General features: G+C 65.5%; 15 protein-coding genes and 2 pseudogenes. 11 read left to right on the forward strand and 6 right to left on the reverse strand.

Features of this window, described 5'->3' with window-relative positions:
• Positions 1-122 precede the first annotated feature (122 nt).
• Both ACLML9_RS00470 and ACLML9_RS00475 read left to right on the forward strand, forming a co-directional pair.
• Positions 123-1,550: an MFS transporter gene (locus ACLML9_RS00470; RefSeq protein ID WP_411943573.1), complete on the forward strand. Its 1,428-nt coding sequence runs from the start codon at positions 123-125 to the stop codon at positions 1,548-1,550.
• 43 nt (positions 1,551-1,593) lie between these two features.
• Positions 1,594-2,592 (forward strand): isopenicillin N synthase family dioxygenase, encoded by a 999-nt coding sequence (locus tag ACLML9_RS00475; RefSeq protein WP_411943574.1) that lies wholly within the window; start codon positions 1,594-1,596, stop codon positions 2,590-2,592.
• Positions 2,593-2,742: 150 nt separating this feature from the next.
• Here ACLML9_RS00475 and cqsA read toward each other — a convergent pair whose 3' ends face one another.
• Entirely contained in the window at positions 2,743-3,933 is a 1,191-nt protein-coding gene (cqsA, locus tag ACLML9_RS00480; RefSeq protein ID WP_411943575.1) for an alpha-hydroxyketone-type quorum-sensing autoinducer synthase, read from the reverse strand.
• Between the two features lie 368 nt (positions 3,934-4,301).
• Here cqsA and ACLML9_RS00485 point away from each other — a divergent pair, with 368 nt between their 5' ends.
• The 6 genes from ACLML9_RS00485 (at position 4,302) to ACLML9_RS00510 (ending at position 11,600) form a co-directional block, all read left to right on the forward strand.
• Entirely contained in the window at positions 4,302-4,544 is a 243-nt protein-coding gene (locus tag ACLML9_RS00485) for an acyl carrier protein (RefSeq protein WP_411943576.1), read from the forward strand.
• A complete protein-coding gene (locus ACLML9_RS00490) occupies positions 4,537-5,676 on the forward strand; it encodes an acyl-CoA dehydrogenase family protein (RefSeq protein ID WP_411943577.1) in 1,140 nt (379 codons plus the stop codon). The genes ACLML9_RS00485 and ACLML9_RS00490 overlap by 8 nt, the downstream gene beginning before the upstream one ends.
• A 4-nt stretch (positions 5,677-5,680) precedes the next feature.
• Positions 5,681-7,309, forward strand: a complete 1,629-nt coding sequence (locus ACLML9_RS00495) for a fatty acyl-AMP ligase (RefSeq protein WP_411943578.1) — start codon at positions 5,681-5,683, stop codon at positions 7,307-7,309.
• Positions 7,310-7,351: 42 nt separating this feature from the next.
• Positions 7,352-7,858: a beta-ketoacyl synthase N-terminal-like domain-containing protein gene (locus tag ACLML9_RS00500; protein WP_411943579.1), complete on the forward strand. Its 507-nt coding sequence runs from the start codon at positions 7,352-7,354 to the stop codon at positions 7,856-7,858.
• 129 nt (positions 7,859-7,987) lie between these two features.
• Positions 7,988-10,891, forward strand: a complete 2,904-nt coding sequence (locus ACLML9_RS00505) for a PQQ-binding-like beta-propeller repeat protein (RefSeq protein WP_411943580.1) — start codon at positions 7,988-7,990, stop codon at positions 10,889-10,891.
• Positions 10,892-11,180: 289 nt separating this feature from the next.
• A complete protein-coding gene (locus ACLML9_RS00510) occupies positions 11,181-11,600 on the forward strand; it encodes a hypothetical protein (RefSeq protein WP_411943608.1) in 420 nt (139 codons plus the stop codon).
• A 25-nt stretch (positions 11,601-11,625) separates the two neighbouring features.
• Here ACLML9_RS00510 and ACLML9_RS00515 read toward each other — a convergent pair.
• Positions 11,626-11,856, reverse strand: a pseudogene (locus tag ACLML9_RS00515) (transposase); the annotation flags it as partial.
• A 173-nt stretch (positions 11,857-12,029) separates the two neighbouring features.
• Positions 12,030-12,365, reverse strand: a complete 336-nt coding sequence (locus tag ACLML9_RS00520) for a hypothetical protein (RefSeq protein WP_039829280.1) — start codon at positions 12,363-12,365, stop codon at positions 12,030-12,032.
• Positions 12,366-12,787: 422 nt separating this feature from the next.
• Here ACLML9_RS00520 and ACLML9_RS00525 point away from each other — a divergent pair, with 422 nt between their 5' ends.
• From ACLML9_RS00525 to ACLML9_RS00535, 3 genes and pseudogenes are all read left to right on the forward strand, one after another.
• Positions 12,788-13,150, forward strand: a complete 363-nt coding sequence (locus ACLML9_RS00525; RefSeq protein ID WP_411943581.1) for a peptidase inhibitor family I36 protein — start codon at positions 12,788-12,790, stop codon at positions 13,148-13,150.
• Between the two features lie 439 nt (positions 13,151-13,589).
• Positions 13,590-15,092 (forward strand): NF041680 family putative transposase, encoded by a 1,503-nt coding sequence (locus tag ACLML9_RS00530; protein ID WP_411943582.1) that lies wholly within the window; start codon positions 13,590-13,592, stop codon positions 15,090-15,092.
• Positions 15,093-15,096: 4 nt separating this feature from the next.
• Positions 15,097-15,408 (forward strand): annotated as a pseudogene (locus ACLML9_RS00535) (hypothetical protein); the annotation flags it as partial.
• 65 nt (positions 15,409-15,473) lie between these two features.
• On the opposite strand, the gene ACLML9_RS00540 reads toward ACLML9_RS00535, so the two are convergent.
• The 3 genes from ACLML9_RS00540 to ACLML9_RS00550 form a co-directional block, all read right to left on the reverse strand.
• The gene (locus tag ACLML9_RS00540) at positions 15,474-15,968 is read right to left on the reverse strand and encodes an RNA polymerase sigma factor (RefSeq protein WP_411943583.1); all 495 of its coding nucleotides are present in this window, start codon (positions 15,966-15,968) and stop codon (positions 15,474-15,476) included.
• Between the two features lie 167 nt (positions 15,969-16,135).
• Positions 16,136-16,639, reverse strand: a complete 504-nt coding sequence (locus tag ACLML9_RS00545; protein ID WP_411943584.1) for a DinB family protein — start codon at positions 16,637-16,639, stop codon at positions 16,136-16,138.
• Between the two features lie 330 nt (positions 16,640-16,969).
• Positions 16,970-18,286, reverse strand: coding sequence for a hypothetical protein (locus ACLML9_RS00550; RefSeq protein ID WP_411943585.1), 1,317 nt, complete (start codon positions 18,284-18,286; stop codon positions 16,970-16,972).
• Positions 18,287-18,586: the final 300 nt, after the last annotated feature.

Genomic DNA, 18,586 nt, shown 5'->3' on the forward strand with positions numbered 1-18,586 from the left:
TACGTTGATCAATCACTAGACCAACGTTTCAGACATAGACCAATGTTCGAGAGGTGGAGATGGAACCAGCAGCAAGACCAGGCGGGAGTACTGACGGCGAGCATCGTTGGTGGGCTCTGGCGGTGATCGCAGTAGCACAACTGATGGTGGTGCTGGACGCGACGATCGTGAATATCGCGCTGCCGTCGGTGCAATCGGAGCTCGGTTTGTCCGACGCGAATCGGCAGTGGGTGATCACCGCGTACGCGCTGGCTTTCGGGGGCCTCCTGCTATTCGGGGGACGGATCAGTGGATCGATCGGTCACCGACGCGCTTTCGTGATCGGGCTGATCGGTTTCGCGGTCGCGTCGGTACTCGGTGGCGCCGCCAACGGTGCGGCACTGTTATTCGCCGCCCGGGCCGGTCAGGGGATGTTCGCCGCGCTGCTCGCCCCCGCAGCGCTGTCGTTGCTGACCATGACATTCGTCGAGACGCGCGAACGAAGCAGGGCCTTCGGGGTGTTCGCTGCCGTCGGTGCCGGTGGATCGGCTGTGGGCATGGTGGCCGGCGGGCTGCTCACCGAGCATGCGGACTGGCGGTGGTGCTTGTATGTCAATGTGCCCATCGCGGCGGTGGCGCTGGCCGGGTCCGTTTTCCTGCCGGGTGATGCGCCGCGGTCCAGTACGGGAAGTCTCGATATACCCGGTGCGATCTCGAGCGCCGCCGGCCTGGTGGCGTTGGTGTACGCGTTCACGCTGGCGGAGGGACGGGGCTGGAGTGATCGCGTCGTGCTGCTTCTACTGGCCGGCGGCGCGGCCCTGTCGGCGCTGTTCGGGCTGGTGGAATCACGCACGAGACATCCGCTGTTACCACTGCGGATCGTCGCGCACCGCATTCGCGGTGGCACGCTTCTCACCATCGGGCTCGCCCAGGTGGCCATGTTCGGCTTCTACCTGTTCATGACCTATTACATGCAGGGAATTCTGCGGTACTCACCTGTGCAGGCAGGTGTGATATTTCTGCTCACCGCAGCAGGTATCGCCGTTGGCGCTACGGTCGTCGCGGGATCTCTGCTACCCAGAACTACACCGCGGGTGCTGCTCGTGTCGGGGTTGCTGGCCACCGCGGCGGGAATGCTGATCCCGACCCGTCTCACCGCTGAGACCGACGATGTCTTCCTGCTGTACCTCTTGCCCGCGCAACTGCTGATCGGTCTCGGTCTCGGCTGCGTCATGACTCCCGCGACCAGTTTGGCGACCGCACAGGTCTCCAGTGCCGAAGCGGGTATCGCATCCGCGGCTTTCAATGCCGCGCAGCAACTCGGCGGAGCTCTCGGCACGGCGCTGCTCAACACAGTGGCCGCCTCGGTCGCCGCCGCCGCACTGATCCGGCACGGCGGTCAGGCCGAAGTTGCCGATTCCGCGACGGTGCAGGGCTTTTCGGTGGCGCTGACCGTCGCCGTCGGTGTCCTGATCGCCGCCGCGCTGATCGGATGGCTGACCCTCGACACCGACAAGACCCGACCGACGACCGATCCCGACGGAAGGGAGCTCGAGACCCTGCAGAACTGAACCCACTGCTACTCCCGACCCTTCAACCCACAAGGAGACATCAGTGCATACCGATACCGGTAACTCGTCACCGATCACCATCGCCGACGGCTACGTACCCGTAATCGATTTGTCCGCCAGGCACACCACCGACGGCCGGGCAGCGATAGCCCAGGCCATCGGAACGGCGTGTGAGACATCCGGGTTCTTCGTCATCACCGAACACGGCATCGCCCCCGAACTCATCGACCGCATGTACGCGACCACGCTGGAATTCTTCCAACTACCCCGCGCGGAGAAGGATCAAGTCTCGGCCGCCGCCGGGACAGGTGGCCTGCGGTATCAAGCGGGCAGCGCCGCCAAGAGCATCGGCGAAGATACCCCCACCGACCTCTGCGAAATATTCAGCTGCAACGTACTCGGCGATCGCCGCCCCGAGTTCCGGGCACAGTTCGGCGACGACACCCTGCCGTGGACCAGAACCAATCTCTGGCCGAACACTCCCGCTGATTTTCGCGAGACCTGGTCGGAGTACACCGACGCCATGGAGCGATTGGCCGCAGACCTCATGGAACTATTCGCCCTGGCCCTCGGCCTGGACCGCGGATTCTTCGCCGACAAGATCGACCAGCACATCTCCACAATCGTCGCGAACTACTACTACCCCCCGACCGGCGCCCCGCTGCCCGGTCAGTTGCGAAAAGGCGCACACACGGACTGGGGCAGCCTCACCATCCTCTACGAGGCCGACATCGGCGGCCTGCAGGTACGCCACGGCGACAGCTGGCAAGACGTACCGTTCGTCCCTGGCAGCTTCGTCATCAATATCGGTGACATGATGGCGTTCTGGACCGGTGGCAGGTGGGTCTCCACGATGCATCGGGTGTGTAACCCCCCGCAGGGCGCCTCCAACGCTCGGGTATCCATCCCGTTCTTCCACCTCCCCAACCACGACGCGCGGATCGAGCCGCTGCCGCGGCTCCGATCGGTCGACGAGAAATCGGGACCCGGTACCACGCCCGGCCAGTGGTACCAGGAAAAGATGGCAGCGATCTACTCCTGATCCGACGGTGGCTGGACCGTCGACAGCCTGCTCACGCCCGTCGCGTCGAAGCAGCAGGCGGCCAGCCGCCATCGCAGCCCGCAGTGCCACACCGCGCGCGCCGGCGAGCCGAGAATCTCCAAACCGCCGATGCCGGAGGTGGCGTGCGTCTCAGATTCCGGTGGGTGCGGCGGGAGCGACACCGAATGTGTCACGGACACCCGCGCAGGCGCTGACGATTCGGGCGATCTGCGAGTCCCGCAGCTCCGCGTGCAACGAGAAGCGGATGAGCGTGCGGTGGCGAGCGGTGGCCGGCGGGCAGAACACCGCGCCGAAGATCCCGCGTTCCTGCAGGAAGTCCCGGATGGCGATGGCACGCACGTCGGGTCCCGTCTGCAGCGCCACGATATGGCTCGCCGATCCCTCGAGGTCGAAGCCGAGCGCGCTCATTTCCTGCCGCAGCACGGTCGACACCTCCCGGAGCCGGTTCCTCCGCCACTCATCGGTCCGGATGGCATCGAGGGCGGCGGCCAATCCGGCAATGTCGTGCGGCAACAGCGTGGAGGAGAAGATCGCCGGGTAGGACTCCATCTTGAAGTACGCGGCGAATTCCGCGGAATTCGCGGCGACGAACCCGGCCCGGCCCGCGAACGCCTTGGACAGGCTGGCAGTTCTGAAGTGCACGCGGTCGCTCAGTCCCAGGTCCACCACCATGCCGGCGCCGTCCGGGCCGTCGATACCGAGCGAATGCGACTCGTCGACCACCAGCACGCTTCCGGTCTCGTCCGCGATATCGCAGAACTGCGGTAACGGACAGCGGCTGCCGTTGGTGCTGTAGATCGCATCGACCGCGATGACTCCCGGTCCGTACTTACCGATCTGCCGGCGCAGGTGGTCGGACAGATTGTGCCGGAACAGATGTATTCGCGCACCGGCGATCCTGGCGCCCTGCCACAGCGACATATGCGCGAAATGATCGAGGTAAACCGGCGTTTCGGCGTCCGCGATCGATTGCAGCAAGCCGACATTGGCATCCCATCCCGACTGACACAGGACACCCGCTGGCGCGCGCATATGTCCGGCCAGGGCCTTCTCCAGGAACAGCTGTGGGTGCTCACCGTGCAGGAGCGCACCCGAGGCGAACATTCCCCCGCTTCCGTCCAGCGCCGCGGACATTGCACCGGTGACCCGCGGATCCCGTGCCAATGCAAGATAGTCGTTGCTCATCAAGATCACATCGGATGTCCCGGCGGCGCGGCCGTACAAAATATTCTGTCCGCCCCAGTCACCGGCGATTCTCTCGGTGTGGAACCTGTCGACACGCCGCTGAATACGATCAGCAATGACGCGATGAATACTCACGATGAGCTTTTCCGATCACTGACGACAGGGTCGAGCCCGAATAGATACGGATACACCGCCGCTCGTCCTGGAGTTGGTGGCGTGCGGGATCGCCCGTCTTTCTGGATATGGTGACCGCCAACGATAGCAGCGCAACGGTTTTCCTACATCTCCAGCGGGATTCCGTGCGTGGTCGAATTGCGCCGCCGGCTGGGTTGTTCGACTCCCGACGTGTGATTCAGCGATTACGACCGAAGAAATTTGGCGCGAAATGAGCGATCGTTGGCACCGGCAGCACGGTGTGGGGCGGTGAAAGCGGCGGTACAGTCGGCCGGAAATTATGAGTACTCGCCCGGTCCGGGCCCAACTGATGAGCGGATGGAAAATCTTTGTCTTCACTTCGGGATGAATTGATCGATATCCTTTCCACGGATCTGTATATCGCACCGGACCGGCTCACCCCGGAGGCAGAGCTCATCGGCGGCCTCGGCTTCGACTCGGTCAACTTCAGCATGGCCATGGCTGCCGTCGAGGAGCACCTGGGCATCGCACTCCCGGAGGAGGACGTGCTGGGCTGCCGCACCTTCGGTGACCTCGAGGCGCTGGTGGCGAGGATGAGCGGCCATGCCTGAGCCGTTCGACGACCTGCTGGCCGCGGCACTCGACGACGATGTCCGCGCCCTGGCCGACCAGGCCGAAACGACCGGCCGCTTCCCGAAGGAACTGGTGCAGTTGATCGCCGAGCGCGGCGTCTACGCCGCGAAGTGGGGTTCCGACACCAGGCCCGACGTGGCCAAAGTGGTCGCCTTCGCGCTGAGGCTGGGCGCGATGGGCTCATTGGCAGTCGCCGCGGGCGCCGGTGTGCAGGACTCCTGCCTCGCAATTCTGCGCCGCTTCGGCACCACCGATTTCTCGAAAGCTCTGGCCGACAGCGGTATTCGCGGTGAGTCGGTGTTCTGCATCGCGGGAACCGAAAGCGAGGGCGGATCGGATCTGGCGCACGCCGAGTCGACCTGCCGGCGCGACGGTGACGGCTACCGTCTGACCGGACACAAGAAGTTCGTCACCTTGGCTCCGATCGCCGATGTCGCGCTGGTGTCGGTACGCGACGGCGATACGAGCGCGGCGAGTCCCCGCGCCGCGGTGTTCGCTGTACCGACCAGCCGACTGGATATCGGTGAACCGCATTCGCTGGTGGGCAACGCCTGCCTGAACACCTCGCCGCTTCGTTTCGATACCTGGGTCCCCGCCGAGGCGATGATCGCCAGACCCGGGCTCGGCTTGGCAGCCATGAACTGGGGTTTGGCACACGAACGACTCAGTATCGCCTGCCATGTGGTGGCGACGTGCGAGGCGGCGATCGGCTTGACCGCCGCACGGCTGCACCGCCGCCGCCAATTCGGCTCGACGCTGTTCGAACACCAGGCCTTGCGCCTGAGACTGGCCGACCTGCAGGCGCGGGTGCACGTCGTGCGGCTCGCACTGCTCGGTGTGGGCGCCACGGACCAAGGGTTCGACCTACGCACTGCCGCCGCGTTGAAGGTCAGCGCGGCTCGCCTCGGCGAGGAGGTTCTCTCGGAGTGCATGCATATGTTCGGTGGCGTCGGCTACCTGAGCGAGCAGAGTCCTATCGGCCGTTGGTGGCGCGATATGAAGCTGGCCCGAGTCGCCGCCGGTGTGGACGAGGTGCTGTGGGAGCTGGTCGCGGTCAGCATTGTCGCGGACGACGGCGCCTATGACCGCCTGATGGCCGAGAAGGACTGACCCGGTGAGCAGATTCACCCAGCAGTTGTACGCCCACTCGGACTGCCGTCAGCAGGGAATCATCGTGGGTGAACCTGGGAATATGCTGCACCGCAGCTGGTTCGAGGTCGACCGCGAGGCCCGGCGGATCGCGGGAGCCCTGGCCGGCCACGGCATCGAACCGGGAACGCGAGTGGCGATACTTGCCGCGGAGCCGCGCGATATCGCACCGGCGGTGCGTGCGGTATGGATGTGTGGCGCGTCGGTCACCATGCTGCATCAACCCACGGCGCGGACCGATCTCGCGCTCTGGCTGAACCAGACCGCCACCGTACTCGGCATGATCGCAGCGGAGGTCGTCATTCTGGGCGTCCCGTTCGACGATCAGCTACCGCCCCGGAGCCTGCCGGTACGGGCACTACGGCTGAGCGAACTGGTGGAGGGGCCGGATTTCGCCCCTGTGGAGCCGGCCGAAGAAGACGCGGCGTTCCTGCAGTTGACCTCGGGCTCCACCGGCACGCCGAAGGCGATCGTCATCACCCACCGCAACCTCTACGCGAACATCACCGCGATGGCGCAGCGGCTCGGGTTACAGCAGGGTCGCGATGTCATGGTCAGCTGGCTGCCACTGTTCCATGATCTGGGAATGATCGGGCTGCTCGCCATGCCCATGCAATTGGGTCTGGACGCGGTGCTCGTCACGCCCGCCGACTTCCTGCGCTCGCCGCTGGTGTGGGCCGAACTGATAGACCGGTACCGCGGAACCATCACCGGTGCACCCGATTTCGCCTACACATTGCTGGCGAGACGGCTGAGCCGGGCGGCCGACGACGCGTACGACCTGTCATCGATGCGTGTTGCGCTCAACGGCGCCGAGCCTATCGACTGCGCGGCCATGGCATCCTTCGTCGCGGAGGCGGCGCGATTCGGCTGGCCCGGCACCGCTTTGGTGGGTGCCTACGGGATGGCCGAAGCGACCTTGGCGATCTCTTGTTCCGAGCTGACCCGGGGGCTGACCGCCGACGTCGTCGACCCGTCCGCACTCGAAGTCGACCACCGTGCCCACCGCTCGGCCCGGTCCGGTCGCAGCTACGCCGTCCTGGGCACACCGCTGCCGGGCATCGAGGTCCAGGTCACCGATTGCGCCGGTGTGCCCCTGGCTGCGCGCCAGGTAGGCGAACTGCAGGTCCGCGGCGAATCCGTGACCGCAGCATTCGTGACGAGGGAGGGCACCTTCGCGGCCCGGACCCCACAGGGTTGGCTCCAGACCGGCGACATGGGATACCGCACCGAGAGCGACGAGCTCGTCATCTGCGGACGCCGCAAGGACATCATCATCATCTCCGGCCGCAACCTGTACCCCGCGGATATCGAACGAGCGACCGGCCGGGTCGACGGTGTGCGCGCCGGAAACGCGGTGGCGGTATCCCTGGCAGCAGGCACCCCGGCGGAGACCTTTGCCGTTCTTGCCGAATCGGCCCTGCACAGCGACACCGAGCAGGTCCGCCGGATTCGGCGTGCGATCGAGGTGGCTATTCGCGACGAATTCGGCGTCGCCCCGGAAACGGTGGCAGTTCTGCCGCCGGGTGCGCTCCCGAAAACCCCCTCCGGCAAACTCCGTCGCACCCATGCCCGACTACTCCTCGGGCCCTGATGTGATCCCTGGACTCTCCATCCCGAAAACCGAGGAGCCGTAGTGTCGGACATCGCAATCATCGGTATCGGATGCCGTTACGCCGGCGGTGTCGATTCTCCCGAGTCCCTGTGGAACTTCGTGGTGAACAAGCACGACGGCGTCGTGGAGATCCCGCCGGACAGATGGGACCATCGCCGGTTCTACGACCCGGACAAACGTGCGCCGGGTCGGATGTATACCAAGCGTGCGGCATTCCTGACCGGCGACCCGTGGGCATTCGATCCCGATTTCTTCGGCATCGCACCGCGCGAGGCCGCGGCGATGGACCCGCAACAGCGACTGGCCCTCGAGGTGACCTGGGAAGCGTTCGACGACGCCGGGATCGCCGGTCGCATCGCCGATAGGTCGCTGGGTGTCTACGTCGGTGCCTTCACCGCGGACCAGTTGAGTGTCTCCCTGACCGGCCCGGCGCGGATGCGGGCGAGGGCTGCCTGCCGTTGCGGGTCCGACATGACCAATACCCTTGCGTTCGTCGCCAGCGTTGCGACGAAGAAATCGGAGGTGTGACGTCGCCCATGTGCCTCGATCTGGTTGCATGGTCGAGGGGCTGGTTCGACTCGATGCGATGACGTGGCACTGTGGCCCGGAATAGTCACCGGCCCCAGCGTGGTTCGCTGGATTTGAAGGGATTGGAACATGTCGATGGGGTGGGGCCGGGCAATCGTGCCCGACGGTAAGCAGATACGTCCGTTCGGGACGCTGGGGGTATGGGCGATCACGCTGGTCGCGGGGGCTGTGGTCATGATGTTCGTCAGTGCGATCGCCGACTGGGTACTGTTGGCGGACTTCGAGAGAAGCTGGAGACGGCCGGGGGGAACACACACGGAGTGGCAGTCCTACACCTGGGCTGGGATCATCTCGGCCATCCTGCAACTCGGCGCCGGAGTGACCGTCATCTCGTGGTTGTGGCGGGCGCGCTGCAATGCCGAAGCAATGTGCGCCGCACGCCATCGGCTTTCCATCGGCTGGGTGATCGGCGGCTGGTTCTGTCCGGTGGTCAATGTTTGGTTTCCGCATACGATCATGTCCGATGTGTGGCGCGCGAGTGACCTGCGTACACCGCCGGACGCGCTGGACCTACGCGGCCGTAGCGTCAGCGGACGGGTAACCGCGTGGTGGTTGTTCTTGCTACTCGGATGGGTACTCGGGTTCGTCGCGTTGGTTTTGAGCCTCCCGGCGGTGCGGACGGAAACGACCGATGATTACGTCTTGTACGGGTACGCGCCGGTGGGCGGATACGGGCTGATAGCAGTGGAATTTATCCGGGCAGGCGTGCTCGCGGTCGCGGCAGGCTGCCTGGGAGCGGTGATCATCCAGGTGCAACGCTGGCAGCAGGCTCGGGCGCCTCAGCAACCGGACGCCCTGGGAGATGACCGCGCCGCCGGTGTCTCAGCAGACTCATCCCTGGTCGGGCCGGGCACGCAGACCGGCCCGCGCACGCTGCCGTTGCGGGCTTCCGATCCGTCGACGATCGGTCCGTACGCGCTGATCGGCCGGCTGGGTTCCGGCACACGCGGCGATACCTATTTGGGTTGTGCCCCTGGCATGGAGACTGTCGTCGTCCAGACGGTGCACTTGGACCGCGGAACCGGTGTCAGCGACCGCACTGAGCTGGAACGTGTTTTCGCGGCCGCACGGGCCGTGCGCAGCGACTTTACGCCGATGGTTCTGGACGCAGACCCGGAGGCTCCGCAGCCGTGGATAGCAACCGAATACATCACCGGCCCATCACTGCGCGAGCTGGTGACCGAACATGGGCCATTGCCGCTACCGGCCGTCGAGCACCTGGCCATCGGTATCACGCATGCATTGATCGCCATCCACGGCGCGGGTCTGACGCACGGCGCCATCACTCCGCAGTCGGTGATCGTCGCCGGAGCCGGCCCTCGAGTCATCGATTTCGGTCTTCCCGGGCCGCTCCCCGCACCGTCGGCGTTCACATCGCCGGAACAACTCACCGGCGAACCGGTCGGAGCCGCCTCCGATGTCTTCTCCACGGGCGCTGTGCTTTCCTACGCACTGACGGGGCGTCCCCCATTCGGCGACGCCAACGCTGCGACGCTCCTGCACCGCGTGACGACCCAGCTACCGGATCTCACCGGTGTACCCGAAACCAAACTCCGCTTCGTCCTCGCGGGCTGCCTGGCCGGACATCCTGGCACCCGGCTCACCACTGCACAGATACTCCGGCAGCTCGAAACCACATCGATGTTGGGGCAAGCGCCGGCCCCAACGTTCGAAGCGCCCGCCGTACCGCCCACCGAGTTTGCGGATACTCTACCGAACTCGCCCTGTCCGAGTTCGAGTCCCACTTCGCTGGGCCGCAGAACCGTGCTCACCAAGGGGCTGATCGGGCTCGGCGCGGGCCTGCTCGGCACCGGCGCCCTCGTCGGCGCCGGCTATGCCACGGTAAAGCTGTCGGCGGGCGAAGACGATACGCCGGAGGTCCAGCCCGAATCACCACCTGGCCAGATTCTTTGGCACGCCGAGATCCGTCCCCACACCAGTAGTGCCGGATCGCCACCTATAGTCACCGACGGACACGTCTTCATGTGCGGTCAGGACAACCGCCTGCACGCGCTCGACGCAGCAACCGGCGCAGTGCGGTGGAGCGTCGAGATCGGCGGCAAGCTCAGCGGCCGCGATTCGCAGGTCCTCGTCTCCGTGGCTGGCACCGTGGTCGTCAACGGCGACAGCTCATTGATCGGATTCGACGCGACTACCGGAGCGCGGCGATGGGCGACCGCAGCCGCCGATGGCACCTACAACCTGTGCGCGACAAACGACCCGCCATATGTCTATGCCGAGGGGTCGCTGCCCGGCTTCAAAGTTGTTGCACTCGATGCCAGGAGCGGTACCCCACGCTGGACGACCACCACTGACAGTGGCATCGGCGGCCAGATGTACTTCACTGCCGGGAACGGTGTTATCTCGGCTGTCCAAGGAGATTCGCTTTTCGTCCTGGATTCCGCCAGTGGCGCGATACGGTGGCGGGCCACTGTGGGTGATCCGAGCGACTACGACCCCCTCGACCGGCCCTCCATCGCCGCCGACACCGTGGTGGTTTCCAAGTTGAACCAGCCGCAGATCCAAGTCTTCGACTTCTCCTCCGGCGACCGGCTGTGGACTCTCGGCACACGCGGCGAATTCCGCACCAACCGGGGTCGATACGCCGTCGCTGATGGGGACGCGATCGTTCTGGGCGGGGCACCAGAAAACTATGGCGGTGGCGGAGCGCCGAGCACAGCGCTGGAATCGTTCGACCGCAGAACCGGCAGGGCACGATGGTCGCATGTCAGTGGCCCGGGGCACCTGGGGGCGCCTTGCGTTGCCGACGGCACTGTGTTCGCGGTGTGGAAATCTCGAGTGCACGCGTTCGACTCGGCTACCGGCACGAGCCGTTGGGAGTGCACCATCGGTACTGCCATAGACGAAGGCCAATGGGAACGCGACCCCGCCGCAGCACGTAGTTCGGTCGTAGTCGCCGACAAGCGGGCCTATGTGTACGGCGGGCACGGCGTGTACGCGATCCGGATATGACGCGACGCGGGCCCGTTCAGTCGGTCCGATACGACGAAGGAGTCGACTGGCCGAGTCTTCTGCAGGAGTGGCTTGAATCGACCCTGCATCCGGCATCCGAACTCCCTCCCCACCACAAGGACAAGCGAATTCGGTTGTCGTCGAGCGTATTCCCCGAGATCGGCGAAGGTCAACAAGGCAACGGAGGACCGCTCCCGTCACATAGCCCTCGGTTTCCGATCCCGAGCAGTCGCCCACAAGCATCCAGCTCCTGGGATCCACCAAGTGGATCGACGGCAATACCGACCTGATGCAGAAGGCGGCCACGAGCTGGCAGACCGCTGCTGGCATCTACAGCGTCCAGGACACCGACCTCCGTGCCAAGATGCGCGGCCTCAGCGGGTTCTCGACCCCGGAACTGCCCGATCTGCAGAACACGCATACCTCGGTGCTGGATGGGGTCCAGATCCTCGGTGATGCGATGCGGCAGCAGGCGGGCGCCACCGGCGGATACGCCGAGGTCCTGAAACCCGCCCAGGAAGGCGCAGAGTACGAACTCCAGCTGCAGGTCGTGGCCCAGGCGATCAACACGGTCAACGCCGCGACGATCGGCCGGCCGATCCAGAAAGCGATCTTGGAGGCCGCGGAGAGGCGCCGGTTCGTGGCCACGATGGGCCGCCGGTTGACCCCGCAGGCACTGACTGCTGTTCGACTTCGAGACACTGCCTAGGCCGGAGCAAAACCCATGTTCCTGCGCGTTGCCAGCGCCGGAACAGGCCATAGATCGCCTGCCAGGACCCGTACTGCGGTGGCACGTCGCGCCAGGGTGAGCCGACCCGGGTCCGCCATCGGATCCCGTCGATGAGCTGTCGTTTCGCCCAGATCGAGGGACGGCCTGTCTTCTTGGGTCGGGGCAGCAACGGCACCAACCGAGCCCACTGGGCATCGGTCAGGTCCGCGCGCCCCGCCACCGCTACGCTGGTCACGAGGTCTCAGGTATTCAGGTTCTTCTTCGTCGCTGAACCATTTACCGGAGACCTCGCTTGCATCCGGTCATCGACACACCAACGCAGGCAATGGTTCTCAACACACGAGTGGGGGATCGCCGCACAGCGGCGATCCCCAAACATCTACCACTTTGAGACGCTGCCTGGTCAGTTCAGGGAAGAACCTGCGGGACCACGTCGGGGTTCACCGCACCGACCAAGGCGCCGATCAGTCCACCGAGGATCGGCCCACCGGAACCCGTGGCCGAACCGACCGCCGAGCCGATACCGGCACCCAGAGCAGCGCCGTTCAACACGGGATCGGGGTACTGGGCGCCTGGGTTGGTTGTGACGTCCTGAGGCTCCTCCAGCGGAATACCGGCGATCGGCGTGGCCTGCACATCGGCCATCGGCCCGGCGTCGGCGGAAGCGCCTCCGGCGACGACCGTGGCGGCGATCAGCGGCAGCGTCGAGGCGACGACGGTTTTGACGACATTGTTCGAGATCATTGCTCGCCTTTCGAACGAGTGGTGAAGTTGCCGAAGGGTATCCGTCAACACGGCAGCTCCCCACCGCCGGAAAGGCTCTGACAGCGGATTCCCGCCGCGGCCACAGTCATCGGGTCTATCGGCACGCCTACCGAGGAACGATCGTTCGAGTCGTTCCGGCCGTCAGGCCAGCGGGACGGCAGGTGTGTGCTTCGCACTGGTGGTCGGCCGCGCTCGGGGGTTCCGAGTAGGTGCCGCCCCAACCTTTCGCGGCCGGAGCGAGTCTGTATAGGGGAGGCAACCGATACGCAGGGGGCAGGTAGTTCGGCCGCGCAACGTTTTCCACGATATTCCTGGCGGACCGTGCGCGTACGCCTGCCCCGAAACAGCGTCGGAGGCACTCGAAGACCCTGGGTCAGGGAATGGAAGAAACAGGAGAAACAATGACATTGCGCAAATTCGCCGCGGCAGCGCTGCTGGTCCTGGGTGCGGCCGGGTTCGCGAGTACCGCCGCCCCCGCCCAGGCGGCTGTCGGGTACGACCGGTGCCCGAACGGGCACTTCTGCATTTTCAGTGCGTCGAACGGAGGTGGGCGGATCGCGTACTTCCAACTCGGTTCCACCGATCTGCGCCTGCAGAACATCGATGGTCAAGCGTATTCGATCTGGAACCGCACCGGTCGATTCTGGGACGGTTTCACCGAATACAACTACCGGGGCAATGTCATCTTCCGGGCCGGGCCCGGACAACAGACCAATGTTCCCGCCACGGTCGCCACCCAGGTGCATTCGGTGAAGGCGGTCTGATTCACGCTGCTCCGATACCGGTAGTCGAGCGAGGACATCGGCGTACTGTGCCCGCACCGGTGTTCGACAGCGAACCGGTCGATGCGGCTGCGCACGGGTGCGCCTCCCCCGGAACGGCATCGGACCTCCGGCCCACACGATCACGCCGTCGGCGCAACATCCGTTTCCTCGGTGTTGCGCCGACGGCGTTGCGCCGTACCGCCGGAGCCACCCCGAACCCCCTGTGCTCAGGCATTTTTCGGATTCTCGCGAGCTACCGTGGCGTAGGCGCGATGTGTCCGCACCAGCCTAGCTTGAGTTTTAAGCTCTGAGCTGGCTTTTTGTGTCCCCGGGTGGTCATGGGTGAAGCCCTTGGTTGATCATGTCCTCTTGCGACAGAGAGACTTTCGACAACCAAGGGCTTCAGTTGAACAGTGTGCACGACAGCGGCTGCGCTGGCATGGCCGGGGACCTTTCGGGGTTTCGGCGGGAGTTCTACCAGTGCCTGCTTCGGCGGGCGGATGCGGCGTTCGATCTGGCGGATGCGGTGTTGTGCGCGGACGGGCCGGTGCGATCGTTGCCGGAGCTGTCGCTGATCGGTGAGCATCGCCGAGGACACGGCAGCGTCTATGCGGCCCTGGACCGCGGCCGGATCGACATCGCTCGGCTGCGGCGTGCGCTGGTTTCAGTGCCGCTGCCTCGCGCCGCGGACGGCCGGTTGGTTCTGGCGGTCGATATAACCTCGTGGTTGCGGCCGGAAGCGCATACCTGCCCACAACGGATCTTGTGTCACACCTATGGGCGGGCGAAGAACACAGCGCAGATGATCCCGGGCTGGCCGTATTCGGTGGTCGCCGCTCTGGAATCAGGGCGTAGTTCCTGGACCGCACCGTTGGACGCGGTGCGGCTGGCGCCGGGAGACGATGCCGCGACCGTCACTGCCGGCCAGCTGCGCACTGTGATCGGCAACCTGATCGAGGCCGGACACCGGTGCCCCGGTGATCCGGATATCTGGATCGTGGCCGACGCCGGCTACGACGCCCCCCGGCTGGCGTTCCTGCTGGCCGATCTGCCCGTGGCCGTGCTGGCGCGGATGCGGTCGGACCGGGTTCTGCGCCGCCGCGCACCCACATGGCAGCCCGGGACCACCGGCCGTCCACCACGTCACGGCGGTGAGTTCGTTTTCGGTGATCAGACGACCTGGGGTGAACCCGACACCGCTGTCACCACCGAGACTCGCCTCTACGGTCGGGCGACAGCGCGGTCATGGAATCGTCTGCATCCCAGGCTCACTCATCGTTGTTCATGGGTAACTCGAGTGGGGAAACTGCCTGTTATCGAAGGCACGGTGATCCGGCTCGACGTCGACCGGCTTCCCAGCGGCGCCATACCGAAACCGATCTGGCTGTGGCATTCGGTCCTCGACCTGGATGCCGCAGAGGTCGAGGTGTTGTGGCAGGTATTTCTGCGGCGGTTCGATATCGAGCACACCTTCCGCATGCTCAAACAGACCCTCGGCTGGAACTGCCCGAAACCCCGGAACCCGGCTGCGGCCGACCGGTGGACCTGGCTGTTGCTGGCCGCCTACACCCAACTGCGTCTTGCCCGCACTCTCACCGTCGACCTGAAACGTCCGTGGGAGAAACACGTTGCTCCGCACCGCCTTACACCCGCACGCGTTCGTCGCGGGTTTCGGCACCTCCGCCGGAAAGTCGCCTGTCCCGCCAGAGCACCGAAACCCTCCCGCCCCGGACCCGGCCGCCCAGCCGGCCACGGTAACCAACGACCAGCACCCCGCTACGACGTGCACATCAAGACCGCCAGCAACAAGAAACCTTCCCAGAAAGGCCGGGCCACGACCCCGCAGAAACTCCACAAAAAGCCAGCTCAGAGCTTAAAACTCAAGCTGGTCGAGATTGACCTCAATTCCAGTTATCAGCGATTAACTCAGACGTCAGGATGACGCGATGACCCGAACCGCGAGCCCAGCGCCCGGCACCCGGCCCGCTGGCGACAACCGGACCGCGAACCTCGCCCTGGTCGCCGAATTGCGCCGCCGGCTCGCCGCCACCGCCCTCGGCGGCACGGAGAAAGCCCGGCACCGGCACATCGCCCGCGGCAAACTCCTCCCGCGCGACCGGGTCGACCAACTCCTCTACCCCGGCAGCCCGTTCCTGGAACTGTCGCCGCTGGCGGCCGACGGTATGTACGGTGGCGACTCCCCCGACGCCGGCATCATCACCGCGCAAACCGGCGCTGACGGGCGGGTGCCGGGACGCCGGTCGCATCGCCGGACCTCGATTGACGGAAGGCGTGTAGATCTGTTTGCGGCTGCGCGTCCCGGCTAGGCACGCCGATCCAGCCCATCGCGCACCCGCCGCAAAGCGTCGTGCACGTAGCTCTTCGCTGTCCCGGTCGACACTCCCATGATGCGCGCGGTCTCCGCATACGTATTGCCCACGTATGCCCGAAGGACCACCGCTTCGCGCTCGCGCGGGGGCAGTGTGTCGAGCGCCTGGGCCAGTGTGTGGCGCAATACGACCATGTCCTCGAAGTTCAGGCCCGCGCAGTCGACGAGAAGGGCCAGGCGCTCGTCGCCATCGGTATCGATCCGCTCCCGGTCGTGTGCCGCGCGCCGCCAGGCGTCACGGACCAGATTCCTCGTGACCGTCCAGAGGTATGCCCGCAGCTGTGCGACAGTGGTGACGTCGGGCTTCGTGGCATAGACCCGCATCAGCGCGGTCTGCACGATGTCCTCGGCATCGAGCCGGTTGCCGAGCTGCCGGCCGACCCAACCGAGCAGCAGGCCGCCGCCCGAATCGAATGCTTCGAGAAGCAACTCGTCGAACCGTTCGACAGCCTCATCGCCCGCCGGACCACATGCGGTGCGCTGCGCGGCGTCCCGCTCACCGCTCCCGCGGGAATCGATACCATCCCGGCAAGTTCGGTTCGCCGCGCCCTTGGGCGCCCTCGCCGGGCGGCCTCGTACCCGCTGATTACGATGGTTCACGAATTCGACCGCTCGGATATGGACTGTTCGATCTGTTCGCGAAGGATGTCGCCGTGACTTGCGTGCCTGGCGAATTCTTCGATCATGGCGAGCAGCGTCCATCGCATGCTCACCGTTCCTTCGAGAGGATTGTCCTTGGTCTCGTCGAGCCCGAAGCGAGCGGCGATCAGGCGTGATCGCCGACTGGCGCGTTCGAACTCCGCGATCACCTCGTCCACCGTCTCGTAGTCGGCGACGGCGAAGGTGCCCTCGTCACCGTTCGAGTAGCCGTCGCATTCGGCGGCGTCGAGACCCGCCCAGAACCGTTGGAACCAGTCGCGTTCCGCGGCGGCGTTATGCTTGATCAAAGAGATCGGCGTCGTCAACGACGAGACGAGCCGTCGACGGGCGTCGGCCTTGGACAAGCCGCGTACCGTCGCGATGAGCGCTTCGCGGTTGCGATCGAGCATGTTCTCGATGAGCGTCCGCTCGGTCCCGTCGGTAATTCGTTGGGTAGCCATAGTTTTCACTCCAAACATCGGATGAGTGCAGGCATGACCCGGCCGCACCGGCCGGGAGTGTGGACACAGGGTGTCGGTCCGTGGTCGATCTCGGGAAGCGGACGATATGTCCGGAGACCCGGAACAAGCCCGGGAGCATCGAAGTGTGCGGAACGATCGCCGCAGATGGCCTGTGGAGCGTGATGGGGCCGGGGTGGATAAGGCAACCCGGGCCGGTCAGGATTCGCGGCCGCCAGGTGCCACTGTGTCACAGTCGGTCGATCCGCGCAGCACCTCGAACTCGTGCCGTGATCACGACGCGTCCCGCTGCCGAGGGCACTGCGTCCGATTTCAGTTCATCTTGACCACGAGGGTCCGCGCGACCTGCTGCATGACCTCGGTGGTCTTCTCCTGGCCGCCACTGTATTCGGTGAACACTTTCACTCCGACCTCGAAGTAGAACCGGCCGTGGCGGCAAACCAAATGGTCATCGGCCGTCGTCTGCGCCGGGACCCGCCACGTGTAGCAGGCCTGCGGCCCCCAGCTTTCACCTACATCGGTAGCAGTTTCTCGTCTTTCCGCGGCGCCGGCGCGGTCGTCCTCGTATTCACGCGTGACCAGAATCGGGTCCGCGATGCCGACGATCGTCACAGTGATATCGGCCGATATCGTCGGCAATTCGAAGTACATGCCGCACCCGGCGGCCGGTACTTGATTATCGACCGGAACTCCGAGTCCGACGATGGTCAATGCTCTCGGGTAACGCCGGATCTCACCGGCCTCGGGCAGGATGGCCCGGAGCTCGCGGTCGTCGATGAGCCGGCAACCGTCGGGCCACTGCTTTCCCGGAAGTATCGTCCCCGATGCCGGGTACGCGCCGAGCCCTCCCGGATTCGGCGCGGCCACACCGACCACGACATCGGAACCGGCCGAAGGGCCGGATTCGGCCGCCACGGCAGGCGCGGAGTTCGAAGAGCGCACGACTTCCGAAACCATGCCGTATCCGACCGCGCAGAACAGCACCAATCCCACCGCGATCCAGAAAAATTGCCGCCGCTTGTCCCGGAGCGATCCTCCGGTACCTGGAGTCTTGTGCACAGCTGACCACGGCCGCGATGCCGACACCCGAGCGTGCGCCGAATACCCGCGCACGGGAGCCGGTTTTCGGACCGCCGGTCGCTGTGCTCGCGCCACCAGCACGGGTAACAGTGTGTCCAGGCCGCTGAGAGTGAGCCCGAGAACCTCCGATTGCAGTAAATCCAGTATCTCGGCCCGGCCCGGACCCGCATCCAGCGCTCGAGCGGCCGCCGAAGACTCATCGGCGACCAAACCCAGCGCGACCACACCCACTGGTACCGGCATCAACTCGTAGCGCGCAGCGAGCACATGGGCCACTTCCAACGCGATGGCACACGAATCGTTCAGCGCCACCTGCTCCCAGACCGCAGAGCCGCCGAGTGCCGGGTCCACGACCGGTTTCCGGGCGATCCGATCAGGACCGCCGGTACGCAGTGTGATTCGCGACCAGGCCCCGCTGGTATCGGTACGGATCAATTCCACGAGCAGGTCACGGGTGCTCACCCGACGGGGAGCGGCCCTGCGCCCGGCAGCGTGCAACGCTGTGACCACCTGTGTCGACAGTGGCACATTGTCGAGTATCGCGGTCATCGGGTAGGGACCTCTTCTGGTACGTCCCAGGAGAATCGCGCCGGGGACGAGTACCCAGCATACTCGGGCCGTAGTCCGCCGAGTCGCCACATCGCGGGGCGATCGCCGCAGTGCGGGCGGTCGCGAAAACCCACCGGCGGCTTCCCCCCGATCCGGATCGCACAGTTCCCGAACGTCGCACTCAGCGGTCGGATCGTGGCTCTCCTTCCGCCGGGGGCGGCTCTGCTTCGACGATCGATACACACACCGAGGACGCTACGGTGCGGCGGATATCGTCCGCGTATCGAAAATCCCATACGC

Source organism: Nocardia sp. NPDC002869, assembly GCF_046764065.1.
Classification (GTDB): domain Bacteria; phylum Actinomycetota; class Actinomycetes; order Mycobacteriales; family Mycobacteriaceae; genus Nocardia; species Nocardia rhamnosiphila.